Source organism: Chitinophaga sp. 9-1-y, from assembly GCF_059511905.2.
The window spans coordinates 1,003,877-1,028,002 of record NZ_CM197955.1 but is presented as its reverse complement, the minus strand read 5'-3'; the positions used below and the strand labels follow the sequence as shown (position 1 = coordinate 1,028,002).

Annotated in this window: 22 protein-coding genes; 7 read left to right on the top strand and 15 right to left on the bottom strand. The window is 45.5% G+C overall.

What is annotated here, in order from left to right; genetic code table 11:
* Positions 1–15: 15 nt before the first annotated feature.
* Positions 16–495, bottom strand: a complete 480-nt coding sequence (locus tag AC5ZC7_RS04085) for a MarR family transcriptional regulator (protein ID WP_496161987.1) — start codon at positions 493–495, stop codon at positions 16–18.
* Between the two features lie 263 nt (positions 496–758).
* Complete coding sequence (locus AC5ZC7_RS04080) at positions 759–1,160, bottom strand: SET domain-containing protein-lysine N-methyltransferase (RefSeq protein ID WP_496161988.1); 402 nt, start codon at positions 1,158–1,160, stop codon at positions 759–761.
* A gap of 125 nt (positions 1,161–1,285) precedes the next feature.
* On the opposite strand from AC5ZC7_RS04080, the gene AC5ZC7_RS04075 reads away from it, so the two are divergent.
* The gene (locus AC5ZC7_RS04075; RefSeq protein ID WP_496161989.1) at positions 1,286–2,164 is read left to right on the top strand and encodes a bestrophin family protein; all 879 of its coding nucleotides are present in this window, start codon (positions 1,286–1,288) and stop codon (positions 2,162–2,164) included.
* A 57-nt stretch (positions 2,165–2,221) separates the two neighbouring features.
* Positions 2,222–3,598 (top strand): magnesium transporter, encoded by a 1,377-nt coding sequence (mgtE, locus tag AC5ZC7_RS04070; RefSeq protein WP_477074704.1) that lies wholly within the window; start codon positions 2,222–2,224, stop codon positions 3,596–3,598.
* A 178-nt stretch (positions 3,599–3,776) separates the two neighbouring features.
* Here mgtE and AC5ZC7_RS04065 read toward each other — a convergent pair whose 3' ends face one another.
* Entirely contained in the window at positions 3,777–4,310 is a 534-nt protein-coding gene (locus tag AC5ZC7_RS04065; RefSeq protein WP_496161990.1) for a histidine phosphatase family protein, read from the bottom strand.
* Positions 4,311–4,412: 102 nt separating this feature from the next.
* Here AC5ZC7_RS04065 and AC5ZC7_RS04060 point away from each other — a divergent pair, with 102 nt between their 5' ends.
* The 4 genes from AC5ZC7_RS04060 (at position 4,413) to AC5ZC7_RS04045 (ending at position 11,788) form a co-directional block, all read left to right on the top strand.
* Positions 4,413–6,782 carry a prolyl oligopeptidase family serine peptidase gene (locus tag AC5ZC7_RS04060; protein ID WP_496161991.1) on the top strand — a complete coding sequence of 790 codons (2,370 nt, stop codon included), beginning with the start codon at positions 4,413–4,415 and terminating at the stop codon, positions 6,780–6,782.
* A gap of 267 nt (positions 6,783–7,049) precedes the next feature.
* Positions 7,050–8,885: a glutamine--fructose-6-phosphate transaminase (isomerizing) gene (glmS, locus tag AC5ZC7_RS04055; protein WP_496161992.1), complete on the top strand. Its 1,836-nt coding sequence runs from the start codon at positions 7,050–7,052 to the stop codon at positions 8,883–8,885.
* Between the two features lie 138 nt (positions 8,886–9,023).
* Positions 9,024–11,225, top strand: coding sequence for a DUF4954 family protein (locus tag AC5ZC7_RS04050; RefSeq protein WP_496161993.1), 2,202 nt, complete (start codon positions 9,024–9,026; stop codon positions 11,223–11,225).
* A complete protein-coding gene (locus AC5ZC7_RS04045) occupies positions 11,213–11,788 on the top strand; it encodes a DNA-3-methyladenine glycosylase I (protein WP_496161994.1) in 576 nt (191 codons plus the stop codon). The genes AC5ZC7_RS04050 and AC5ZC7_RS04045 overlap by 13 nt, the downstream gene beginning before the upstream one ends.
* Before the next feature lie 447 nt (positions 11,789–12,235).
* Here the strand turns inward: AC5ZC7_RS04045 and AC5ZC7_RS04040 are convergent, their stop codons facing one another.
* From AC5ZC7_RS04040 to AC5ZC7_RS03995, 10 genes are all read right to left on the bottom strand, one after another.
* Entirely contained in the window at positions 12,236–12,610 is a 375-nt protein-coding gene (locus AC5ZC7_RS04040; RefSeq protein ID WP_496161995.1) for a hypothetical protein, read from the bottom strand.
* Between the two features lie 238 nt (positions 12,611–12,848).
* Positions 12,849–13,895, bottom strand: a complete 1,047-nt coding sequence (locus AC5ZC7_RS04035) for a cytochrome c peroxidase (protein WP_496161996.1) — start codon at positions 13,893–13,895, stop codon at positions 12,849–12,851.
* Positions 13,888–14,649 carry an MbnP family protein gene (locus AC5ZC7_RS04030; protein ID WP_496161997.1) on the bottom strand — a complete coding sequence of 254 codons (762 nt, stop codon included), beginning with the start codon at positions 14,647–14,649 and terminating at the stop codon, positions 13,888–13,890. Before AC5ZC7_RS04030 ends, AC5ZC7_RS04035 begins: the two co-directional genes overlap by 8 nt.
* 67 nt (positions 14,650–14,716) lie before the next feature.
* Positions 14,717–15,955 (bottom strand): MFS transporter, encoded by a 1,239-nt coding sequence (locus AC5ZC7_RS04025; protein WP_496161998.1) that lies wholly within the window; start codon positions 15,953–15,955, stop codon positions 14,717–14,719.
* Positions 15,956–16,015: 60 nt separating this feature from the next.
* Positions 16,016–16,798, bottom strand: coding sequence for an L-fucose dehydrogenase (locus AC5ZC7_RS04020; protein ID WP_496161999.1), 783 nt, complete (start codon positions 16,796–16,798; stop codon positions 16,016–16,018).
* Positions 16,799–16,818: 20 nt separating this feature from the next.
* Positions 16,819–17,646, bottom strand: a complete 828-nt coding sequence (locus tag AC5ZC7_RS04015) for an amidohydrolase family protein (RefSeq protein ID WP_496162000.1) — start codon at positions 17,644–17,646, stop codon at positions 16,819–16,821.
* A 109-nt stretch (positions 17,647–17,755) separates the two neighbouring features.
* Positions 17,756–18,085: an L-rhamnose mutarotase gene (locus AC5ZC7_RS04010; RefSeq protein ID WP_079468948.1), complete on the bottom strand. Its 330-nt coding sequence runs from the start codon at positions 18,083–18,085 to the stop codon at positions 17,756–17,758.
* Positions 18,086–18,090: 5 nt separating this feature from the next.
* Entirely contained in the window at positions 18,091–18,942 is an 852-nt protein-coding gene (locus AC5ZC7_RS04005) for a fumarylacetoacetate hydrolase family protein (protein WP_496162001.1), read from the bottom strand.
* A 24-nt stretch (positions 18,943–18,966) separates the two neighbouring features.
* Positions 18,967–19,716 (bottom strand): hypothetical protein, encoded by a 750-nt coding sequence (locus AC5ZC7_RS04000; protein ID WP_496162002.1) that lies wholly within the window; start codon positions 19,714–19,716, stop codon positions 18,967–18,969.
* Positions 19,717–19,790: 74 nt separating this feature from the next.
* Entirely contained in the window at positions 19,791–20,573 is a 783-nt protein-coding gene (locus AC5ZC7_RS03995; protein ID WP_496162003.1) for a glucose 1-dehydrogenase, read from the bottom strand.
* Between the two features lie 146 nt (positions 20,574–20,719).
* Here AC5ZC7_RS03995 and AC5ZC7_RS03990 point away from each other — a divergent pair, with 146 nt between their 5' ends.
* Positions 20,720–21,397 (top strand): M15 family metallopeptidase, encoded by a 678-nt coding sequence (locus tag AC5ZC7_RS03990; protein ID WP_496162004.1) that lies wholly within the window; start codon positions 20,720–20,722, stop codon positions 21,395–21,397.
* 106 nt (positions 21,398–21,503) lie between these two features.
* Here AC5ZC7_RS03990 and AC5ZC7_RS03985 read toward each other — a convergent pair whose 3' ends face one another.
* The gene (locus tag AC5ZC7_RS03985; RefSeq protein ID WP_496162005.1) at positions 21,504–23,009 is read right to left on the bottom strand and encodes a 2-isopropylmalate synthase; all 1,506 of its coding nucleotides are present in this window, start codon (positions 23,007–23,009) and stop codon (positions 21,504–21,506) included.
* A gap of 28 nt (positions 23,010–23,037) precedes the next feature.
* Positions 23,038–24,117 (bottom strand): 3-isopropylmalate dehydrogenase, encoded by a 1,080-nt coding sequence (gene leuB, locus AC5ZC7_RS03980; protein ID WP_496162006.1) that lies wholly within the window; start codon positions 24,115–24,117, stop codon positions 23,038–23,040.
* Between the last annotated feature and the right edge of the window lie 9 nt (positions 24,118–24,126).

Genomic DNA, 24,126 nt, shown 5'->3' with positions numbered 1-24,126 from the left:
TTTTTTGGTGTATGATTATAGCTGTTGTTTTATTCTTTCTGATAGTGGTGTTTGCTGTACGGCCTGTTCTATTTGTGCAATGGCGGCGAGTATTTGCTGGCTTTGTTTATTTTCCATGACCAGTGCTTCCATGCTTTCGGTGATGGCTTTCCAAACGGGCTGGATCTGTTGCAGGAGTTCTTCTCCTTTTTTGGAGAATGCCACCAGCTGGCGACGTCCGTCTTCTTTGCAGGGCGTGGTTTTCAGCAGTCCTTTCTTTTTGAGGTTGGTGACCATCTGACTCACGGCGGAGTGGGAAATTTCCAGTTGGTCGGATATCTCTATCATAGATATCGGCTGTTGTTTGGATAGCAGATAAAATACCGGAAACCAGCTGGCATCAAAGGGAATCCCAGCCTGTTCATATACTTTATTCACTTCCATAAGGAAGTATTCACTCAGGCGGCGCAGGCGGCTGCCGAAAACAAGATAGCCTAATGATGGATAGAACGACATGGGAAAGAATTACGAATTACGAATTACGAGTTAAGGATAGATATAAGCGAATGTTTTTATATTTCTCCAAAGACTGTATCCATAAATTCTTGTTGGTAAATTTATATAAGTGCTTATACAATATTACGAAAGAAAAATGGAAATATAATCACGGTGAATAAATTATATAAGCACTTATACAATTTAGTAAAAGAAAGACGAAATACGCAGGCTGGCAGTTAATATTCATTACATTTTCTGTCCTTCGTAATTCGTAATTCCTGTTATTTGGCGGCTTTTTTCTTCTTGATATCAAACCACAGCGGAGAGGTATCGGTCACATCACCATTATAGTTAATGGACAGTTCTTCTCCTTTTTTGATATCGCGGCGGGTGATAATACTCATGGTTTCTTCCTTGAAGTCCATTTCATACTCACAGTTGGGCTGATAATCGTGGTTGTAAATAGAGCAGAAGCCGAGCGCTACGCAGGAACGTGTTTCTTTTGCGCCCCAAAGAAAAAGATAATTATGGAGTCTGGTTTGATCCGCAATTTCTGTATCATCAAAAGAAAGGACAAGTACAGGGGAAGTTTCGATTCTTGTTCCGGCCGGAATATTTTCTTTGGTATACACTCCTCTGCCTCTTCCCTTAGACTTATCAACATACAAGTATGGCTTAATCATAGCTCAATTTCAAATAATAGAAGACGTAAAGTAAAGTTAAAGGAAGAAGTTATCAAAATCATGTTTAAAAAATTTAGGTTTGCGGCCCGGAAATTATTTTTTTTGCGGAACATCAAGCAATACATATGATTAATTATAACCCGAAAGAGTGGTTTACCTTTATTTTTCGCATTCATAAAGCAGACACAGTAAGAAAGCTGTTTCCCATGTTCATCGCGCTTTCCATCTATTCGGGATTGATTGCATGGCTGGAGCTGGAAGTATGGAAGTTGTCGGCCAACAGTGAGGTTTCCAAGATATCGCTGATGCATGGGTTGCTGAGCTTCGTGATTTCCCTGCTACTGGTATTCCGGACCAATACCGCTTATGACCGTTGGTGGGAGGGCCGCCGGCAATGGGGGGCGCTGGTAAACAGCAGCCGCAACCTGGCCATGAAAATACAGGCCATGCTGCCTGCGGATAACCACGCCGACAGGCACTTCTTCAAAGTGATGATTCCCAACTTTGCCTATGGCCTGAAAAATCATTTGCGCAAAACCTACCTGTCAAATGAGATGGAAGTGTTACCCGGACAGGAATCGCTGCACATGGATATCAGTAAGCATGTACCTAATCAGCTGGCACAGTTGATGACCAGTAAAACCATGGAGTTGTACCGTAACGGGCAGTTAACCGGTGATCAGCTGATCCTGCTGAATCCAGAACTGCAGTCGTTTGCAGACGTATGCGGCGCCTGTGAGCGGATCAAGAACACCCCTATCCCCTTCTCCTACAGTGTTTTCATAAAGAAATTTATTTTCTTCTATATCATGACCATGCCTTTTGCGTACGTATTTAGTCTGGGTTACCTGATCATCCCGATGGTGGTGTTTATCTTCTTTGTACTGGCAAGCCTGGAGCTGATTGCAGAAGAAATTGAAGATCCGTTTGGTAAAGATGCCAATGATCTGCCCATTGATACCATTTGCAGCAATATCCGCCTGCACGTATCAGAATTATTATAACGACTGTCCCGGCAGCGTGCTATTTTAACTTATTTTCGCAGATAGAGGCAATTGTACATGGAAAATGAAGCTTTACTGGAAAAATTCCAGACACTGACAGATGAGAAAAGTTACCGTGAACTGTCGGTATACCTGGATGACCAGCTGATAACGGATATAGCCGAATTGATTCACGAGGATCCCGATCAGGCAGATGTCATCATCAATAACCTGTCGATCAGTAGAGCGGCAGCGGCTTTCCGTATCCTGGATTTTCCATTACAGGAAGATGTGATCCGCACTTTATCGGCGGGCAAAATAGCGGAACTCATGAATGAGTTGCCGGCGGATGACCGTACCGCATTCCTGGAAGAACTTCCCAGTGAGGCTGTGAAAGAACTGATTAAGCTGCTCGATCCGGAAGAACGACGGATTACCCTTTCCCTGCTGGGTTACAAGGAAAACAGTGTGGGCCGTATCATGACGCCCGACTACATTGCGGTCCGGGAAGAATGGACGGTGAAAGAAGTGCTGAACTATATCCGCGAGCATGGTAAAGACAGTGAAACGATTGATGTAATATATGTCATCGATGAAAAAGGCCACCTGCTGGACGATTTCCGGATCCGGGAGTTCCTGCTGGTGTCGCCGGACACGGTGGTGCATACCCTGATGGACGACCGCTTTGTATCGCTCCATGCCAACGACGACCAGGAAGAGGCCATCCAGGTTTTCCGGATGGAAAACAGGGTAGCCTTGCCGGTAGCAGATGACCAGGGCATCCTGTTGGGCATTGTGACCATCGATGATATGTTATGGATCGCCAACGAAGAACATACCGAAGATATTCAGAAGATAGGTGGTACCGAGGCCCTGGATGAGCCTTACCTGGACATGCCTATTTTCAAACTCATTAAAAAACGTGTAGGCTGGCTGGTGGTATTATTTATCGGAGAAATGCTGACGGCTACTGCCATGGGCTTTTTTGAAGATGAAATCGCCAAAGCAGTTGTGTTAGCGCTGTTTGTACCGCTCATTATTTCCAGTGGTGGTAACAGCGGCTCCCAGGCTTCTACCCTGATTATACAGGCCATGGCACTCGGTGAAATTACCGTAGGCGACTGGTGGCGGGTGATGCGCCGGGAAATCATTTCCGGCCTGATATTAGGCGGCTGCCTCGGTATGATTGGATTTATCCGCATCCTGCTATGGAATACCTTCTTCCATACCTATGGGGATCATACGGTGCTGATAGGCGCTACAGTAGGCATTTCCCTTGTAGGAGTAGTGCTCTGGGGAACCCTCTCCGGTTCTATGTTGCCGCTGGTATTGAAGAAATGTGGGGCGGATCCGGCTACCTCTTCTGCTCCTTTCGTAGCCACCCTGGTGGATGTGACGGGATTACTGATTTACTTTACCGTAGCTTATACCCTGATGAAAGGAATTTTGTTATAGCCGTGAATTTTGTCTGTAAGAGGGATTAGACTGATTATACTGATTTCAATTTTATACGATTTATCAGAGATTCGGGAAGATTTAAGCGAATTTGTTCGCTCAGATCTTCCCGAAATCTTTTTAAATCAAAAACAGGCATCAGTATAATCATTCTAATCCTGCTTACAGACAAAATTCGCTAGTAACATATTTCCTTCAGGGTTGTTCCGTCTTTATTTTTCCTTACAATAAATAACCGGTCATATTCATGTTCACCGATAGAATCCACGCGTGGCGTAGCCCGCAGGCTATGCAACAAGGGGATAATCGTATTGGAATGTCCTACTACCAGGAGGCGTTTGCCCCAGTCTTCATGACGGGTTACCTGGTAAATGAAGGACTCTCCGCTGGTATCTGCTGCATAGATACAGGTATCGAGGTGCTGATATATCCGGAGGCTGTCGGCGGTAGCGATGCTGCGTTTATAAGGGGTGATGTAAATTTTATTCAGCCCGGAGTCTTTCAGCAGGCGGTATAAGGCGCCCGCTCTTTCCTGTCCTGCCGGTGTCAGGGTAGAATCAACTCCCGGATGCCTTTCAGCATGTCTGACGATGTAGAAAGTACCGGTTAAAAACGTAGTGTCTTCCGTTACAGGTATTGGCTGCCGGGCAGGTCTTTTGGGCTTACAGGCCACAAAAAGCAGGAGGGAAAGTAAGATAGGCAGTATACGCATAGACCGGATTTAGAGCAGATGATGGCCCTACGTCCATCCAAAAGTTACGGCAATTTATGATTAAACCGTTACATTTATTCCCCAACAAATTAATGAACCGCTATGAGAAAATGGGTAATACCCGCCATTATTTTTTTATCAGCCAACCGCATCTATGCCCAACAGGCAAGCCCGCTCACTGTAGAAAAGATCATGCGCGATCCTAAATGGATAGGAACTTCTCCAGATAACGTTTTCTGGGGTACGGATAACCAAACCGTTTATTTCAGCTGGAATCCGGATAAAAACCTGACCGACTCCCTGTATTATACCGGCATTAAAGACAATACGCCCCGTAAAACAGCCGCCGCTGAACGGGCCCTGATCAATGCGCAGGCCGGCGGCACCTATAATACCGATAAAACTTTACTGACCTATAGCTATGAAGGGGATATTTATTTACTGGAGATAAAAACCGGTAAAATCACCCGTATCACGCATACCACGGCCACTTCCCTCAACCCGGCCTTCAGCTTCGGGGGTAAACAGGTGGTGTTTCAGCAAAACCGTAACCTGTATGCATGGGAACGGGCATCGGGGCTTATCAGCCAGCTAACCAACTTCAATACCGGCAATAAACCGGCAGAAAAGGACGAAAAGCAGACCGGTAATGCAGAAGAACAATTCCTGAAAGCACAGCAACTGGAACTGATGCAGGTGGTCCAGGACAAAAAAGCTAAAAAAGATGCCGCCACGGCCTTTAACAAGGCCCATGAGCATAAAACATTACGCACATTATACCTGCAGGGGAAGCAACTGACTAACCTGCAAATCAGTCCGGATGGCCGTTTCATCACCTATCATCTTTTCACAGCCCCGGCAGATGGCGGCAGCACCATTGTACCAGAATTTGTAACAGCCTCCGGTTACACGAAAGATATTCCTACCCGTGAAAAGGTGGGCTCCCCCCAGGGCAGCTATGAAAGCTATATCTACGACCGGCAGGCAGATACCGTATTATCTGTTAATACCACTACACTGCCGGGGATTAAAGACCAGCCCGATTACGTAAAAGACTATACGCGAAAAGATAGTCCGCAAGTCAGAAGCGTACTGGTAAACGGTCCTTACTGGTCAGACCAGGGCACCCATGCCGTAGTGGATGTCCGCTCGCTCGATAATAAAGATCGCTGGATAGTACTGCTGGATGCTGCCACGGGTACTTTAAAGACATTGAACCGTCAACGGGACGAAGCCTGGATAGCCGGTCCTGGTATCGGCTGGACAGAAGGCGGCGGCAATATTGGCTGGATAGATGAAAACACCTGCTGGTTCCAGTCGGAAGCCAGCGGTTATTCACACCTGTATACCAGCCAGGTCAACACCGGCGCCGTTACCCAGCTCACCAGCGGTAACTATGAAGTACAGGATGCACAGTTATCTCCGGATAAAAAATATTTTTATATCAGTACCAATGAAGTGCATCCCGGGGAAAAACAATTTTATCGTGTAGGCATCACCGGTGGCAAGGCAGAAAGGATTACCAGTCTTCCCGGCGCCAACGAAGTGAGCATGTCGCCTGATGGAAAATGGATTGCTTTCCGCTACTCCTATTCCAACAAGCCCTGGGAACTGTATCTGCAGCCTAATACGCCTGGCGGTAAAGCAGTACAGGTAACAGCGCTGGCACAGTCGGACGAGTTCAAAACGTACCACTGGCGCGATCCCCAGGTGATCACCTTCCTGGCCCGCGACCAGCAACCTGTATATGCACGCCTGTATACGCCTGATCCTGCAAAGAACAATGGCGCAGCCGTGATCTTTGTACATGGTGCCGGCTACCTGCAAAATGCGCATAAATGGTGGAGCAGCTATTTCCGTGAATATATGTTTCACAACCTGCTTACCGACAAAGGATATACCGTATTAGACATGGATTACCGCGGCAGCGCCGGTTATGGCCGTAACTGGCGGACCGGTATCTATCGCTATATGGGTGGCAAAGACCTGGACGATGAAGTTGATGGCGCAAAATATCTGGCAGAAAAATTGCACGTGGACGCGCAACGCATCGGTATTTATGGTGGTAGTTATGGTGGCTTCATGACCCTGATGGCCATGTTTACCAAACCCGGCGTATTTGCAGCAGGAGCGGCGTTACGCTCAGTAACAGACTGGGCACATTATAACCATGGTTATACCAGCAACATATTGAATGAACCATTTACAGACAGTATTGCCTATCGCCGCTCTTCGCCTATTTATTTTGCGGATGGACTCAAAGGCAAATTACTGATGTGCCATGGTATGGTAGATACCAATGTACACTTCCAGGACATCGTACGTTTATCACAACGTTTAATTGAACTGGGAAAAAATAACTGGGAACTGGCCGTGTATCCGGTAGAAGATCATGGATTTATTACGCCCAGTAGCTGGACAGATGAATATAAAAGAATACTTTTGTTATTCGAGAGTGCGCTCTTGAAATAATGGAGCATTTTTAATTTTTTTTATTTAGTAGACACGCGATAAAGGAAATAGAAAAGGGAACACAGTGAATGATGCCGGTGAATATTAAGTTATCTTAATCTTTACCGGAATCGTTTTCTGTGTTCCCTTTTTCATTTTACATTGAATGTAGTGTAGAATGCTATGCTGACCATATCTTAACTTAAACAATATTCACATTTCCTGATGTGATTTTAACAATTAATGCGATATTGCAATGATAAACCTTAGCACAAATCCAAAAACCTTATGTGTGGAATAGTAGCTTACATCGGGCAGAGAGAAGCCTACCCGGTCGTATTGAAAGGCCTCAAAAGACTGGAATACCGCGGCTATGACAGCGCGGGTGTAGCCCTGATTAACAATGGGCTGCAGGTATACAAACGAAAAGACAAAGTGGCTGCCCTGGAAGAATTCGTGGCAGGCAAGGATATGCGCAGTCATATCGCCATTGGTCATACCCGTTGGGCTACACATGGTGAGCCCTGCGATCGCAATGCCCACCCCCACTTATCCGGCGATGGCAAACTGGCCATGATCCACAACGGTATTATCGAAAACTATGTACAACTCAAACAGGAACTGGTAAAACAGGGCCATGTATTCCAGAGTGATACCGACACAGAAGTATTGTTACACTTCATTGAAGAAATTAAAAAGCAGAATCAGTGTTCACTGGAAGAAGCCCTGCGCATTGCTTTAAAGCGGGTGGTAGGCGCTTATGTGATTGTACTGATAGATGAAGAAAATCCGGATACCCTCATTGCCGCCCGTAAAGGCAGCCCGCTGGTAATTGGCGTGGGTAAAGGAGAACACTTCCTGGCATCAGATGCCTCTCCTATTGTGGAATACACCAAAGAAGTAGTGTATGTAAACGACTACGAGATCGCTATCATCAAAGCAGATGAACTGATCCTGAAAAACATTTCCAATGAAAGACAAACCCCCTACATTCAAAAGCTGGATATAGAGCTCGCAGCAATTGAAAAAGGCGGGTATGATCATTTCATGTTGAAAGAAATATTTGAACAGCCACAAACCATCTTCGATAGCTTACGCGGCCGCCTGGACGCTAAGAAAGGAACACTAACAATGGGTGGTATGCGGGAATACGCAGAAGTACTGAGTAATGCCAAACGCATTATCATTGTAGCCTGTGGTACCTCCTGGCACGCCGGACTGGTGGCGGAATACATGATTGAAGAATTATGCCGCATACCGGTGGAAGTGGAATACGCCTCTGAATTCCGCTACCGTAATCCCGTAGTAGGCCCTGGTGACGTGATCATTGCCGTATCACAATCCGGCGAAACAGCTGATACCCTGGTAGCCATTGAAAGCGCGAAAGAAAAAGGTGCTATCATCCTGGGTGTTTGTAACGTAGTAGGTTCTTCTATTGCACGCCTTTCGCATGCCGGAGCCTACACCCATGCCGGCCCTGAAATTGGCGTAGCCAGCACCAAAGCATTTACCGCCCAGCTGGCGGTGCTGTGCCTCGTTGGTCTGAAACTGGCTGCCGATAAAGGTACCATCACCACACAACGCTTCCAGCACCTGCTGGACGAACTGGAACAAATACCAGAAAAAGTAGCCACCGCCCTGAAACTGGACGACCAGATCAAACAGGTAGCAGCTAAATATAAAGACGCACGTGATTTCCTTTACCTGGGCCGCGGATACAACTTCCCGGTAGCCCTGGAAGGCGCATTGAAGCTGAAAGAAATTTCCTACATCCACGCAGAAGGATATCCTGCAGCAGAAATGAAACATGGCCCCATTGCACTGGTAGATGAACATTTACCCGTGGTAATTGTAGCCACCAAAGACAGCTACTATGAAAAAGTAGTGTCTAACATACAGGAAATTAAAGCCCGTAAAGGCAAGGTAATAGCAGTAGTAACAGAAGGCGACAACACCATTCCTCCTATGGCGGATGACGTTATTTTTGTGCCTGCGGCAGATGAAATGGTAGCCCCTATCATCTCTGTCATTCCTTTACAACTGCTCGCCTACCATATCGGCGTATTAAAAGGCCTGGATGTAGATAAACCCAGGAACCTGGCAAAATCTGTTACAGTAGAATAGGTAAAGGAATTACGAATTACAAATTACGAATTACGAATTTGTGGGTAGATATAGCGAAGTTAATCATCGCGTTTACCATCTTCTCACAAATCCGTAATTCGTAATTTGTAATTCGTAATTCCCTCAAAAAAATTCCTCATGAATAATATCCAAAAAAGACCCCTCTCCGAGCTGGGGTATAACTTCATTGAAGCCACGTTACCGAAAGGAAAAGACGAATATTATCTCCGTAATGAACAATGGAGCAGACAAGATCAGTACAGGAAATTAACCGCATATGAAGTAGAGGCGCTGGTTCGCAATGACAACACTTCCGACGACTGGAATATTATTTTTGTGTCCAATGAATTCAATCCTCAACTGGTACAACACTGCCATTTTTTTGGCATGGTTCGTATCGGTAAGCTGGAGCCCTACTATCTCGAATTTCACAACCTGCGCATGCCGGTAGGGCTGTATAACAGTACCATCTGTGCCTGCGACTTTGGCGACAATGTAGTAGTGCATAATGTGAACTATCTTTCTCACTATATACTCGGTAATGAAGTGATTGTAGCCAATGTAAACGAAATGGCGACAACGGACTATGCCAAATTTGGTAATGGTATTTTGAAAGAAGGTGAAAATGAAAGTGGCCGCATCTGGATGGAACTATGTAATGAAAATGGCGGCAGAAGCGTGATGCCATTTGATGGTATGCTCCCCGGAGATGCTTACCTGTGGACCCGCTACCGCGATGACATCCAGCTACAGCAGCAGTTTAAATTATTTACTGAGAAACAATTCGATAAAAGGCGTGGTTACTATGGTATGGTAGGTGATCGCACCGTGATCAAGAATTGTAAAATGATCAAGGATGTTACCATTGGTACTGATGCCTATCTGAAAGGCGCCAACAAGCTGAAAAACCTTACCATCAACAGTAACAGCGAAGCTTCCTCACAAATCGGGGAAGGCTGCGAAATGGTGAATGGCGTGGTGGGCTATGGTTGTCGTGTTTTCTATGGCGTGAAGGCCGTTCGTTTTGTAATGGCTTCGCACTCACAACTGAAGTATGGCGCCCGGCTGATCAACTCCTACCTGGGTAACAACGCCACCATTTCCTGTTGCGAAGTGTTGAATTCATTGATATTCCCCGCACACGAACAACATCATAATAACTCCTTCCTTTGCGCCGCATTGATTATGGGCCAGAGTAATATGGCTGCCGGTGCCACCATTGGCTCCAATCACAACTCCCGCGGCGCAGATGGTGAAATCATTGCCGGCAGAGGGTTCTGGCCGGGCCTTTGTGTAAGCCTCAAACATAATTCCCGGTTTGCCAGCTTCACACTTATTTCCAAAGGTAATTACATGTCGGAACTGCACATCCCCATTCCATTCAGTTTAGTGGTGAATGATGAGCATGAAAACCGCCTGAAAGTGATGCCTGGCTACTGGTTCCTTTATAATATGTATGCCATTGCCAGGAACTCCTGGAAGTATGTAGACCGTGATAAACGCACCGAAAAAATACAACAGATAGAATACGACTACCTGGCGCCCGATTCCGTGGAGGAAATGTTCGAGGCGCTCGCTATTATGGAAACAGCCACCGGGAAAGCCTGGTACGCGTTACCTGAAAACACATCCAAAAAAGAACTAACGGAAAAGGATATACGCAAAAAAGGGAAAGAATTATTAAAGAATAATTTGGAAGAAGTAGCCCAATTAAAAATCCTCACCAAAGGCATGGAGAACAGCTCCCGGGAAGTGGAACTGCTGAAAATCCACCGCGCCTATCCGTTGTTCCGCGAAATGATTGTACTATACGGTATCAAAAATATCCTCGCGGCGAACAAGCCATCCTTCCTCGCTTTACAGGCAGCAGTAAAAACCGCCAAGCGCGGCGACTGGCTCAACATAGGCGGACAGCTGATGAAAGCGGAAACCGTTGCCACGCTGAAAACAAAAATAAAAAAGAACAAGATCAATGGCTGGCCACAACTGCATGCCGCTTACGAGGAAATAGGCAACGATTATGCCGCAGAGAAACTGGAACATGCTGTTGCATGTTTACTCGAAATTAAGGAAACCACCCTTAAAAGCATGACCACTGCAGATTTAGCGCAATGGATGCAGGAGTCTGCCACCACCATGGAATGGATCACCGGACAAATAAAACGTTCCAGGGAAAAAGACTATAAAAATCCTTTCCGTCAAATGACGTATGAAAGCGAAAAAGAAATGAATGCCGTCATCGGCAGCCTGGAAGATAATAGCTTCATTAACCAAACAATTTCCGATCTTGAGACCTATAAATCAAAGGTTAACCAAATTATAGGAGAATGGGAACTGTAGAAAAAACAAGGTGTGCCTGGTCTACCAAAGATAAACTATACCAGGACTACCACGATGAAGAATGGGGCGTCCCTAATCACGACGACCAGCATCTCTTTGAAATGCTTTGCCTGGAAGGGGCTCAGGCCGGCCTGAGTTGGTATACCGTACTCACCAAAAGAGAAAACTATCGCAAAGCATTCGATAAATGGAATGTAAAAAAAATCGTGAAATACGACGAAAAAAAGGTGGAAGAACTGATGCAAAATGAAGGCATCATCCGCAACCGCCTGAAAATAAATTCCGTTATCACCAATGCGAAAGCTTTTCTCGAAGTACAGAAAGAGTTCGGCAGCTTCGATCAGTACATCTGGTCATTCGTGAACCATACCACCATCGTGAATCATTACAAAAGCATGTCTGGCGTACCTGCTAAAACAGCGATATCAGATGCCATGAGTAAGGATTTGCTGAAACGTGGGTTTAAGTTTGTGGGATCTACTATCTGTTATGCGTATATGCAGGCAGTAGGGATGGTAGATGATCATTTGGAGGAGTGCTGGAAGAAGGCGAAAAAGAAGTAAGTATTGGTGAGTCTAACTTCAACCTATACAACGTTCACAATACTTCAAAACACTGATGACTAGTCCTAAATACCTGATACCGTTTTCAGGACTAGTCATCCATTGAAAAGCTATATCACTAATGGAGTACCTGATAAGCTCTCATGCGTATAGGCAGTAACTGAAATGTTGGTATTTTCACCACATTCTTCCTTATATCTTCCTTTAACATTTTCATCATTCGGCTATCAGGAATAGAGTCCGGGCATGGAATCAGGTAGTAATAATAGTATACATATGGCTGGTAAACTTCAAAATTGGGGCCAGCGCCCGGAGCTGCATGCATCCAATCCGTCTCCTTATAGAAAGGGATCACTCTGGCAAACTCCTCCCGGAAGCCATGTGGCAAATCTCTTGAATAATATACAAATTATAATTCCCATTGTATTGACCCGTTGCATCATTGAATCAACGAAGAATTTCATAGGCTCTCAGTCGCATCGGGAGTAATTGAAATGTTGGCATTCTCACCATATTTTTACCTATATCTTCTTTTAACATTTTCTTCATTTGGCTATCAGGAATGGAGTCCGGGCATGGAATCAGGTAATAATAATAGTATACAAAGGGTTGATAAACTTCAAAATTAGGACCGCCGCCTGGGGCTGCATACTTCCAATTGGTTTCTTTGTAAAAGGGAATCACCCGCGCCAACTCATCTATGAATCCTTGCGGTAAATTTCTTGAATAGTCAATACTATCCAGCATCTTTCCGTTTCGAATGTGAAAGGTTATTGTTGAATAAGCGGTGCACTGTGTATCTTCTGGCATTGGTGCCGCCATCAGCTCTCCAACTTTTTTAAATAATATTTTTGTCTGCTTGTTATCGATAAGCTTTGATTGACAAAAAGAGAGAACTCAAAAAAGCAATTGCGAACAAATTAATAATCGTGTTTTGCTGATTCTTTTCATGGGTTATTCTTTGGATAAAACTTCAACTCAATAACCGAAAATCAGCAAGTAAGGGTTATCACATTCAGGGAATTAACTCCTTTATTCTAAAGAAAAAACTAAATATACACTACTCAATCAACACTTCACTCAACCCCTGGTTATTAATAAACGCGTTATCCGTCAGCGTATTCAAAAAGAAATACAACTGCCGTTTTTCTCTATCCGATAACGGAATCCCATTCTTGACTAATGGATCGGTGGTAGCAGTTACCTGCACACCATGATCGTAGAAGTCAAAAACCTGGTAAATATCGAAGAAACGTCCATCGTGCATATAAGGGGAGCTTTTCAGGATATTGCGCAGGGAAGGCACCTTAAAACGCAAATTATCGTCGGTGTTGCCGGTGATCTTCATGCGACCCACGTCATTTAAAGCGGGGAGATAAGGCAATCCATTACTCCGGTAGGTAAGATCCGTAAACAGGGGTTCTTTATGACAACTGGCGCATTTCTCCTGGAAGATAGTGTACCCGGCTTTTTCCTCTTCTGAAAAAACCGCACCCGGTAGCTTCAACACGACACTATCATATTTGGAACTGGCAGATACCATGGTGGCGATAAATTGCGTAAATGCTTTGAACATCCGTTCACTGGTGATTTCTTCCGAGCCAAAAGCGGCGTTGAATTTATGACGATAGTCTGGATCTGCCTGCATTTTTTGCAGCAGCTCTTTCAGGTCCATTGCCATTTCGTTGCGGTCTGTTAGTGGCGTCAGCGGTTGCACTTCCAGGTGATTCACCCCTCCGTCCCACATAAATGCTTTTTGCCAGATCATGTTAAACAACACGGGGACTGAGCGGGTGCCCTGTTGCCCGGCCACCCCATGTGCCAGCGCATGATCAAAATGACCAAAGGCTGCAAACTGCTGATGACAGAAGCCACAGGACACCGTGCTGTCTTTTGAAAGGCGATAATCATAAAACATAAACCGCCCCAGCGCTACGCCTTGTTTGGTAAGTGGGTTGCGGGAGAAGTCGTATACCGGTTTAGGGAAATTGGCCGGCAATGGCAGTAGATACGGTTCAGGGCCTTCGGCAGTTTTCTTCTTTGCCCCCGCTTGTACCAGGAGCAACCACCCACAGAAAATGGCTACTATGTAGATGCCTTTAGTCATTGGTAACACCCGTTATGCTGAACATATGCTGATAGTTTCCTGCCACCTGCCTGGCTTTTACGCCCGGCGCCATGATCACCACGGTATTTTTAAAGCTCACCGTATCCGGTAAAAACCACTTTGCCACATCAGCCGTGAGATGTACGCGAGGTTGTTTACTCCCTGCAATAGTCAGCGTTTGGGAAAAGGGCAGGGATACATATTTCAACACCTGGTCTCTTGATTTATAACCGCCGGCATGAAACAAAAACTCTTTCATGGGCGTATTGATAACGGGTGAATGTCCTTCCAGCTGTGCCATAATATATCCGCTGTTCCAGGTCCAGAACATCCCCGATTCTACGGCTAGTGCACCGGATTGCACACCGCTCATATTGCGGATACTGTCTACACCAACCAGGAATTGAATGCTTTTATAACGGCCTGCAGGCACACTATCTAACCGGATTATTTTAGTGGTGTCAATCGCATCATCTACCAGGAAATAAGTAACGGGCAACACCACCCTCTCCCCACTAACAGACTCTAAGGAAAAATTACTGAGGAAATAACGGAAACGGGTAATCGTAAATGGTTCTCCGGAAGGATTGGTATACGTAACGGTTTTTCTTACCAGCGGCTGTGCTCCTACTACATGGGTAACCGACAATTGCAGGGTAGTCACTGCCGGACCAGCAGGGCGCGGCGACTGCGCAAACAAGGCGTTTACCAGCAGGAACCAGCAAGCATAGGAAATAAAAAACCGCAAAACCATGGAATCCTCTTTTGTATAAGGAAGTTACATGATTTTGCGGATTAAGTATTAAAAAGAAGTGACGGATCTATACCCTTTTATATCCTTTCCAGCCGTAAAGGAATACGATCACAAAGCAGATAGTAGGAATGCCGTAGGAGATAGCCAGTGACTGCCACTCTGTTACGATGCCCATTACATAAGGAACGGAGGCACCACCTACAATAGACATTACCTGGAAAGAAGCGCCGCGTTTGGTATGTTTTCCCAGGTCTTTAACGCCCAGCGCAAAAATGGTAGGGAACATAATAGACATAAAGAAAAACACCGCGATCAATGCGTATACAGAAGCGGCACCGCTACCGGTCATCACAAAGGCGCATAAGGCCACGTTGATAAATGCATAGATAGCCAGCAATTGATTTGGTGCAACTTTACGCATCAGTGCTGTACCCACAAAGCGACCGCCCATGAACAGTGCCATGCCTACTGCCAGCAGATAAGAGGCTTTTTCAGTAGTAATGCCATGCCAGTAAGCTGTTACATAGTTGATAAACAAAGCGCCCACACCTACCTGTGCAGCCACATAAAAGAATTGCGCTACAACACCCAGTACAAAATGACGGTGTGCAAAAAGCGGGCGGGTATCTTCCATTACCTCTTTGCCTTCCTGCTCTGCTTCTTTAATTTCAGGCAAAGGCGTTTTGTAGAAGAATCCTGCAATCAGTAATACTACTACGCCGATAGCGATGTAAGTCAATTGTACGGTAGTCAGATCTCCTTTGCCACTACCGAAAAACAATTTACCGCCAATGATAGGACCAAGGAAAGATCCCAGCCCGTTAAAGCATTGTGATAAATTTAAACGTTGCTCAGAAGTTTCTTTAGCACCCAATACGGTTACATAAGGATTAGCAGCCGTTTCCAGGCAGGCCAATCCGCAAGCCAGGATGAACAGCGCCAGCAAAAAGAAGTCGAAATTCAGTGCACCTGCAGCCGGATAGAAAAGGAAAGCACCGGTTGCATAAAGCAACAAACCAAGGATAATCCCCTTCTTATAACCGAATTTATTCATAAACATACCCGCTGGCAGTGCCATTAGGAAGTAAGCACCAAAATAGGCGCCCTGTAATAAAGTGGAACGCTTGGTGGTAATGTTCAGCACTTCCTGGAAATGCTTATTCAGCACGTCCAGCAGCCCGTAAGCCAGGCCCCATAAAAAGAACAGGCTGGTCACCAAAATAAACGGGAACAGATAGCTACCCGGCTTTGCACCGGTATTAGTATTGCTGGTATAGGTGGAATTACTTACTGCGCCTCCGGCCATAACGAAGAATTTAATATTTCAGGTGAATGTAAAATGATAACGTGTGTTGGCTCTTTATGCTTAGCTGATGGATCTGTCGAGATGAGTGTAACCACCATCTACGTATACTATTTGTCCGGTTGTATGTGATGAACGTGGTGACAGCAGGAATACAGTGGCATTCGCAATTTCTTCTGACGTGGTCATTCTTTTTTCCAGCGGAATTTTAGCGGTAATAGAAGCCAGTTTCTCTTGTGGATTCGGTAAAGAGTTGATCCATGTTTCGTACAGTGGCGTCCATACTTCTGCAGGAATCACGGTATTGATACGGATGGAATACGGCAGCATTTCCACGGCCCACTCACGGGTCAGTGCATTAATAGCACCTTTGGAAGCCGCATAACCGCTGGTATTACCTTGCCCGGTGCTGGCTACTTTAGAGCCGATGTTCACGATATTGCCTTTGGTGGCTTTCAGGTAAGGTAATGCGAAATGAGCGAGGTTATAGTAATGCGACAGATTGTTTTGCAGCGATGCCATAAATCTTTCCGGGCTACCATTTTCAAGTCCTACCCCATCATTAGCGCCGGCATTATTTACCAGGCCATCAATTTTACCATACGCAGCTACAGTTTCAGCGATCACTTTCTGACAATCTTCCACTTTCCCCAGTTCTGCAGTAACCGCCAGGGCTTTACCACCGGCAGCAATAATTTCATTCACTGTTTTTTCGTTATCTGCCGTGCTTCTGCCAGCAATTACTGCAATGCCACCTTCAGCGGTGATCAGCCGGGATATTGCTTCTCCGATGCCTTTAGCGCCGCCGGTAACGATAATCACTTTCTCCTGTAATCCTAAATCCATAGTTAGTATGATATTATTTTTTATAGATGATAGAATGAGAGTGCGTTTCCTCCCATTATCTGGTTTTGTTCTGTTGTTGATAAGGTGCTGATGAAATCTGTTACAATTCCTTTCACCTCGTGGTATTCCGCAGCCAACAGGCATACGGGCCAATCGGAGCCGTATACTAAACGATTTGCTCCAAAGGCTTCGAGCGCCACTTCCAGGAATGGTGTGAAGTGCGCAGGCTCCCACTGCTGCCAGTCGGCTTCTGTTACCAGGCCACTCAACTTGCAGTATACGTGCGGCGACTGTGCAATACGGCGCATATGTGCGGCCCATGCCTGGAGTTCACCGGCTTTGATATCGGGCTTGGCCAGGTGATCGATGATCAATGCCTGCTCCGGAAACTGCAATACAAATTCTTCTACTGCAGGTAACTGTTTCGGATATACAAGAATATCATAGGTGAACTGGTGCTGTGCCAATGCTTTTACGCCACGGCAAAAATGTTCTCCCAGGATAAACCGGTTATCTTTTTCTCCCTGTACAATATGCCGGAAGCCTTTCAACTTAGGATGGGCCGCATATTGTAACAGTTGTTCGTTAATATTATCGGCGCGAAGGTCCACCCAACCTACCACTCCTTTAATGATATCGTGCTTGTCTGCAAGCGATAATAAAAAGGCGGTCTCATCCGGCGACTGGTCTGCCTGTACGGCAATGCAACCATGAACACCGTTTTGTTCCAGCACGGGCGTCAGATCTTCCGGTAAAAAATCCCGGCGGATTACCTGCATGGATTCATCTATCCAGGCATCGCGGATAGGCTCATATTGCCAGAAATGTTGGTGTGCGTCAATAACCATATAAAGAAAAAATTACGAATTACGAATTACGAGCCTGTAGCGAAGATCAATAGGAAGATTATTTGTCAAAATCTACCCACAACTCCGTAATTCGTAATTCGTAATTGCCTTATAATGCAAAGATTTGATCCATAATAATCCACTTCTCTCCTTCTTTCGCTACCGGCAATGCCTGCTGGTATTTCCACATCAGCTGCTCCCATACCTTTACGGCAGGATTAGCGGCATCCATGGCATCTTTACGTTCAAAAGAGAAGGTATCGTCTACTTCCATGATCATAAACAACCGGTTACCAGCACGGTAAATATCCATTACAGTAATACCGGCATCTGTGATGCTCTTCTTAATTTCAGCAGATACGTTGCGGTGATAACCTTCATATTCGCTGATCAGTTGCGGATCATCTACCAGGTCTAATGCCAGACAATATCTTTTCATAATTCTTATTTATAAGCTACTGCCGTTTGTTTGGAAGTACCCAGACCATCAATACCCAGTTCAATTACATCACCCGCTTTCAGGAATACCTGTGGATTCATACCCAGACCCACACCTGCTGGTGTACCGGTAGAAATCACATCTCCCGGGAGCAGGGTCATGAACTGGCTCAGGTAAGACACTACAAATGGTACATTGAAGATGAAGTTAGAAGTGTTACCATCCTGCATTTTCTGGCCATTTACGGTGAGCCATAAACGAAGATTGTTGACATCAGCTATTTCATCTTTGGTGGCTAACCACGGGCCCAGGGGAGCAAACGTATCGCAGCTCTTTCCTTTTACCCATTGTCCGCCTCTTTCGATCTGGAAGGCTCTTTCGCTATAGTCGTTGTGCAGGCAGTAACCGGCTACATAGTCCAGGGCATCCTTTTCTTCCACATAGCTGGTTTTCTTACCGATCACCACTACCAGCTCCACTTCCCAGTCTGTTTTCTGGCTGTTGCGTGGAATCACCAGGTCATCATTAGGTCCTACCAGTGCGGAGGTACTTTTGAAAAACACAATTGGTTCTACCGGAATAGCTGCGTTGGTTTCCTTTGCGTGATCTGCATAGTTCAAACCAATGCAGATAATCTTGGATGGACGTTGCAGCGGTGGTCCCAGACGGGTACCAGCAGGTACCTGCGGACACTCACCCGCATGTGCTGCCCACCATTTGGACAGGCGGTTGAGCCCATCGGTACCAAAGAATTTTTCTCCGTAATCTTCTCCAAATGCACTCACATCAAACATGCCTGCATCTGTTACAACGCCCGGTTTTTCTTCTCCCGGTAAACCAAACCTGATCAGTTTCATTTCAATATTTTTTGATTGTTATGCTTACTTTAATTCTTTCAATGCTTTTATCTGGAGTCTTCCGTTTTCCACATGCAGGTCTACTACCGGCTCTGCTTTGTTGTCTGTTACAAAAGAGAAATACACATGATCCTGCGCTGCTGTTGGCTGAATCACTGCTTTAGATCCTTTAGGAACAGGGACTGTCATTGTTTTATTAAATCCACCATATTCCACATACAATTCAACGTTATCCGCGGTGGTACCTGGTTTGATGTTGGCAATGAAGTCCGCCAGGATTTTTCCTGACTGGAAGTTCTTTTTATATTGTTGCAGCAGTTCACCGCTGGCGGCTATTTTACCCAATCCCATGCTATCTTCCATGTAGCTCCAGATACGTTTATCGGGAGAAGCAAACCATAATATTTTCAGGTCATTTTTATCACTGATAGAAGCATGATAATAACGTGGCTGATGATTCGCTTTCATAACGCCTACATAAGCACTGTTGGGAGCGTCCCAGAGCACTTTAAACAGGTCTGCCTCTGCAGCGCCTTTCAACAGGCTTTGTTCAAAGGTCTTTTCTTTTTCCTGACCGTTTATTTTAAACTTAATGGTTACCTGCGAGGTATCCTTGTCGCGGTCCTTAATGGTAACATCTATGGTTCCAGCTGGTGTGGCAGGATGTACAGCGGCTTCTTCATTTGCTGTGTTACCATTTGCATTTTGATTTCCTGAGTTACAAGCAGATAATACGGCGATTGCAATGGCAAGCCCTATTCGAAAATGTTGCATGATGTAAGTAAAAATTAATGAATGAATAACTTGAAAGATACGGGTAATCGTCCGCACTTTGAACAGCCATTGCATTAATTATTGAGCCTGATAAATCCACCATCAATTGGATAATCGGTACCGGTAATAAATCCGGCCTCATCAGAACAGAGGAATAAAGCCAGATGTCCTACTTCCACCGGCTTCGCCATGCGGCCAATCGGTTGTGTTTTGCTCAGTTTCTCAAACATCTCTGCTTCTTTGCCCGGATAGTTCTTGGCAATAAATCCATCTACAAATGGCGTATGCACCCTTGCAGGAGATACACAGTTGCAACGGATATTAGCACCCAGGTAATCTTTGGCTACAGATAACGTCATGGTCAATACTGCACCTTTACTCATAGAGTATGCAAATCTATCCGGTATACCTACGCTGGAAGCAATAGACGCCACGTTGAGGATAACCCCGCCGCCCTGCGCTTTCATTTGTTGAATAACTGCATACATACAGTTATAAGTTCCTTTTACATTTACCTGGTATACCCGGTCGAAATCCTGTTCAGCGGTGTTTTCCAGGCTTCCCACATGGGCAATACCGGCACAGTTCACCAGTATATCCAGCTTCCCTGCTGCTTTCACGATACTATCCATCACTCCTTTCACGGCAGCCTGGTCGGCCACATTACAGGCATGCACGGTAGCCTGGCCACCCGCCGCTTTAATGTCATCCGCTGTAGCTTTGCCCCCCTCTTCATTCAGTTCTATGATATGCACCTGTGCACCCTGTGAACCAAATGTCTTCGCTATTGCCTGCCCTATACCGCTACCACCACCCGTGATAACCGCCACTTTATTATCTAATCTGAACAGTTCCATCATTAAAAATTTTAAGGGTTCTAAAATACCTATTAAAACGAGGTGATTGCAATCCTATTTTCACCGTATTCTGTACTTTCTTGCCTAATTTTTGCAAAATTCAATAACAAAGCGCGAATTTGAGCCTTTTTTATGATTTTTAGCCCATGAGAATATTCGGGATCATCATCGGCTTATGCGCCTCCTTTTTCCAGGTGACAGCACAAAATATACCGCTTAATAAGTATGGACTCGCGGTATTGAACAACAAAAAACAATATGAACAGCTGATAAAAGCAGACAGCAACCAACAACTGGTGAACCTGGAACATTATATACCAGGCATCCGGAAAGATGTGCGGTATGCCACTACCAACAACTTCACGAAACAAAAACTCTATACCGAAACGGCTATCTACCTGCGACTACCAGCCGCCAAAGCGCTGAAAGCCGTGCAGGAAGCATTGCGTAAAAAAGGCTATGGATTATTAATATATGATGCATACCGCCCCTATCACGTAACAGAAGCGATGTTTAAAATTGTTCCTAACGACCTGTATGCCGCCGATCCCAGGAAAGGATCAGGACATAACCGGGGAGTAGCCGTAGACCTGAGCATGGTATCTCTCAAAACAAATCAGCCCGTGGCCATGCCCACCGACTTCGATGATTTCACCTTCAAAGCCCATCAAAACTATCAGCCTGCAGACCCCGTAGTAGCGGCTAACCGCAAGCTATTACGCGATACCATGAAACAATTTGGCTTCAAAGGCAGCAGTACTGAATGGTGGCATTATTATTTACCGGACTATAAGAAATATCCCCTTATGGATATATTCTTTTGAGCATTTAGCCATTAGCTTTTAGCTTTTAGCAAATGCAGCGAAGGCCGACATATTATAGTCTTCGCTGCATTTGCTAAAAGCTAAAAGCTAATGGCTAAATGCTTCTTTAATATATTTTATTCAGCGCATCCACGTAAGCATGCACGGAGGCATTTACGATATCGGTAGAAATGCCAAAACCGTAGTAGGATTGCCCATTGTGCTTTACGCGCATGTTTACTTTGCTCACATCATCGCTACCACCGCGCATAGACTGGATATTAAATTCATCCAGTTCAATATCATCTTTGATAATATTATGGATCGCGTTGATGGTGGCGTTTACAGGGCCATTACCTGCAGCGCTGGCTTCTCTTTCTTCGCCGTTAACACGCAGTTTTACCGTAGCCATTGGACGCAGCGGATCGCCACATACTACCTGCAATAAAGTTACCTTGATCGCATTTTCGTCGTATGTTTTGGAATCACCATCTCCCATCAGTTCTAACAGGTCGGCGTCGTTGATTTCTTTCTTGGTATCTGCCATCAACAGGAAGCGTTGGTATACTTCATCAACGTTGATACGCTCCAGGTTATAGCCCAGGCGGCTCAGGTGATGTTTCAGCGCATGACGGCCGCTACGGGCAGTCAGGATGATGGAGTTGGAGTTGATCCCTACATCTTCCGGGTTCAGGATTTCGTAGTTCTCGCGGTGTTTCAGCACGCCATCCTGGTGAATACCGGAGCTGTGTGCAAATGCGTTACGGCCTACAATAGCTTTGTTAGGCTGTACCGGCATGTGCATCATGGTTTCTACCAGGTTGCTGATTTCATAAATGCCTTTGGAATTGATCTGGGTATGATAACCCAGCGCATGATGCGTTTTCAGGATCATGGCTACTTCTTCCAGGGAGGTGTTACCTGCGCGTTCACCGATACCATTAATAGTACACTCTACCTGGCGGGCGCCGTTGATAATACCAGCAATGGTATTAGCGGTAGCCAGTCCGAGGTCGTTATGACAGTGTACAGAAATAATGGCTTTATCAATATTGGAGACGTGATCAACCAGGTACTTAATTTTTGCGCCATATTGATCCGGGAGGCAATAACCATTGGTGTCGGGAATGTTGACGGTGGTAGCACCGGCCGCAATCACGGCTTCGATCATTTGAGCGAGGTAAGCGTTATCTGCGCGGCCTGCATCTTCGGCATAAAATTCCACATCATCGGTAAACTTACGGGCATACTTTACAGCGGCTACGGCACGCTCCAGTATTTCCTCACGGGTGCTGTTGAATTTATATTTGATGTGCATATCGGAAGATCCGATACCCGTATGAATACGGCTGCGTTTAGCAAAACGGAGCGCATCGGCGGCGGCATCAATATCTTTATTATTAGCGCGGGTTAAAGCACAAATGACCGGCTCTGTTACCGCTTTGGAAATTTCCACTACGCTCTGGAAATCGCCGGGGCTGGAGATAGGAAAACCAGCTTCTATAATATCTACGCCTAATGCTTCGAGTTTTTTGGCTACTTCAATTTTTTCTACGGTTGTCAGCTGACAGCCAGGGACCTGTTCTCCATCACGCAAGGTGGTATCAAAGACGTATACACGATTTTTATCCATGATAAGTGTAAATAATTTTTATGAATGATTAATTCAGATTCTCTAATACTTTAGCACCCATTGCATCGGTACCCATAATGAAATCGTTCACAATATGTTTGTTTGCGATATCCATTGTTCTGTAGCCTTGTCTGAGCGTAGCTTCCACCGCTTTAATCACGCGCTGGGATTCTGTTTTCAGACCGAAGGAAATATCCAGCATCAGGGCTGCAGATAAAATAGAAGCCAGCGGATTGGCAATACCCTTACCGGCAATATCATGTGCAGATCCGTGGATAGGTTCGTAGAAACCAATGCTGTCGCCTACAGAAGCAGATGCCAGCATCCCCATAGAACCTGCAATCTGAGAGGCTTCATCCGTGAGGATATCCCCAAACAGGTTACCGGTAACCACTACGTCGAAGCGTTTTGGATCTTTGATCAGCTGCATGGCAGCGTTATCAATGAACATGTGTTCTGTTTCCACATCCGGATATTCTTTTGCTACTTCCTGTACTACTTCTCTCCAGAGGCGGCTGGCTTCCAGCACATTGGCTTTATCCACAGAGCAGAGCTTCTTGCGGCGGGTACGTGCGGCCTCGTAGGCTTTACGGGCAATACGCTCTACTTCATAGCGGTGATAAATCATCAGGTCAGAAGCGGTGTTACGGTCTGCTGTTCTGATTTTTTCACCGAAGTATACATCACCGGTTAATTCGCGGAAGAAGAGAATATCTGCACCACGTAATATTTCCGGCTTGATGCTGGAGGCTTCCAGTAGTTCATCAAATAACTTTATAGGGCGAAGATTGGCATACAATCCCAGTTCTTTCCTGATCTTCAGCAAGCCTTGTTCTGGTCTTACTTTCAGGGTAGGATCGTTGTCGTATTTAGCGTGACCAATGGCACCAAACAGGATAGCATCTGCGTTCCTTGCTTTCTGTAGTGTTTCTTCAGGTAGCGGATCTCCGGTAGCTTCTATAGCAACGTGGCCCATGATGCCTTCTTCGAAGGTAAAGGTGTGATGATAATTTTTTGCAATTGTCATCAGCACTTTCTGGCCCCATGCGGTTACTTCCTGTCCGATTCCATCGCCGGGTATTACTAGTATTTTCTTCTCAACGCCCATATATGGTTT

Excerpts from the sequence above, each read along its gene's own strand:
- AC5ZC7_RS04030 (WP_496161997.1), bottom strand. The coding sequence starts at position 14,649 with ATGGTTTTGCGGTTTTTTATTTCCTATGCTTGCTGGTTCCTGCTGGTA.
- AC5ZC7_RS04015 (WP_496162000.1), bottom strand. The coding sequence starts at position 17,646 with ATGGTTATTGACGCACACCAACATTTCTGGCAATATGAGCCTATCCGC.
- AC5ZC7_RS04085 (WP_496161987.1), bottom strand. The coding sequence starts at position 495 with ATGTCGTTCTATCCATCATTAGGCTATCTTGTTTTCGGCAGCCGCCTG.
- AC5ZC7_RS04060 (WP_496161991.1), top strand. The coding sequence starts at position 4,413 with ATGAGAAAATGGGTAATACCCGCCATTATTTTTTTATCAGCCAACCGC.
- AC5ZC7_RS04010 (WP_079468948.1), bottom strand. The coding sequence starts at position 18,085 with ATGAAAAGATATTGTCTGGCATTAGACCTGGTAGATGATCCGCAACTG.
- AC5ZC7_RS04020 (WP_496161999.1), bottom strand. The coding sequence starts at position 16,798 with ATGGATTTAGGATTACAGGAGAAAGTGATTATCGTTACCGGCGGCGCT.
- mgtE (WP_477074704.1), top strand. The coding sequence starts at position 2,222 with ATGGAAAATGAAGCTTTACTGGAAAAATTCCAGACACTGACAGATGAG.
- AC5ZC7_RS04045 (WP_496161994.1), top strand. The coding sequence starts at position 11,213 with ATGGGAACTGTAGAAAAAACAAGGTGTGCCTGGTCTACCAAAGATAAA.
- AC5ZC7_RS04000 (WP_496162002.1), bottom strand. The coding sequence starts at position 19,716 with ATGCAACATTTTCGAATAGGGCTTGCCATTGCAATCGCCGTATTATCT.
- AC5ZC7_RS04050 (WP_496161993.1), top strand. The coding sequence starts at position 9,024 with ATGAATAATATCCAAAAAAGACCCCTCTCCGAGCTGGGGTATAACTTC.
- AC5ZC7_RS04065 (WP_496161990.1), bottom strand. The coding sequence starts at position 4,310 with ATGCGTATACTGCCTATCTTACTTTCCCTCCTGCTTTTTGTGGCCTGT.
- leuB (WP_496162006.1), bottom strand. The coding sequence starts at position 24,117 with ATGGGCGTTGAGAAGAAAATACTAGTAATACCCGGCGATGGAATCGGA.
- glmS (WP_496161992.1), top strand. The coding sequence starts at position 7,050 with ATGTGTGGAATAGTAGCTTACATCGGGCAGAGAGAAGCCTACCCGGTC.
- AC5ZC7_RS03990 (WP_496162004.1), top strand. The coding sequence starts at position 20,720 with ATGAGAATATTCGGGATCATCATCGGCTTATGCGCCTCCTTTTTCCAG.
- AC5ZC7_RS04005 (WP_496162001.1), bottom strand. The coding sequence starts at position 18,942 with ATGAAACTGATCAGGTTTGGTTTACCGGGAGAAGAAAAACCGGGCGTT.
- AC5ZC7_RS04035 (WP_496161996.1), bottom strand. The coding sequence starts at position 13,895 with ATGACTAAAGGCATCTACATAGTAGCCATTTTCTGTGGGTGGTTGCTC.
- AC5ZC7_RS04040 (WP_496161995.1), bottom strand. The coding sequence starts at position 12,610 with ATGGCGGCACCAATGCCAGAAGATACACAGTGCACCGCTTATTCAACA.
- AC5ZC7_RS04075 (WP_496161989.1), top strand. The coding sequence starts at position 1,286 with ATGATTAATTATAACCCGAAAGAGTGGTTTACCTTTATTTTTCGCATT.
- AC5ZC7_RS03995 (WP_496162003.1), bottom strand. The coding sequence starts at position 20,573 with ATGGAACTGTTCAGATTAGATAATAAAGTGGCGGTTATCACGGGTGGT.
- AC5ZC7_RS04080 (WP_496161988.1), bottom strand. The coding sequence starts at position 1,160 with ATGATTAAGCCATACTTGTATGTTGATAAGTCTAAGGGAAGAGGCAGA.
- AC5ZC7_RS03985 (WP_496162005.1), bottom strand. The coding sequence starts at position 23,009 with ATGGATAAAAATCGTGTATACGTCTTTGATACCACCTTGCGTGATGGA.
- AC5ZC7_RS04025 (WP_496161998.1), bottom strand. The coding sequence starts at position 15,955 with ATGGCCGGAGGCGCAGTAAGTAATTCCACCTATACCAGCAATACTAAT.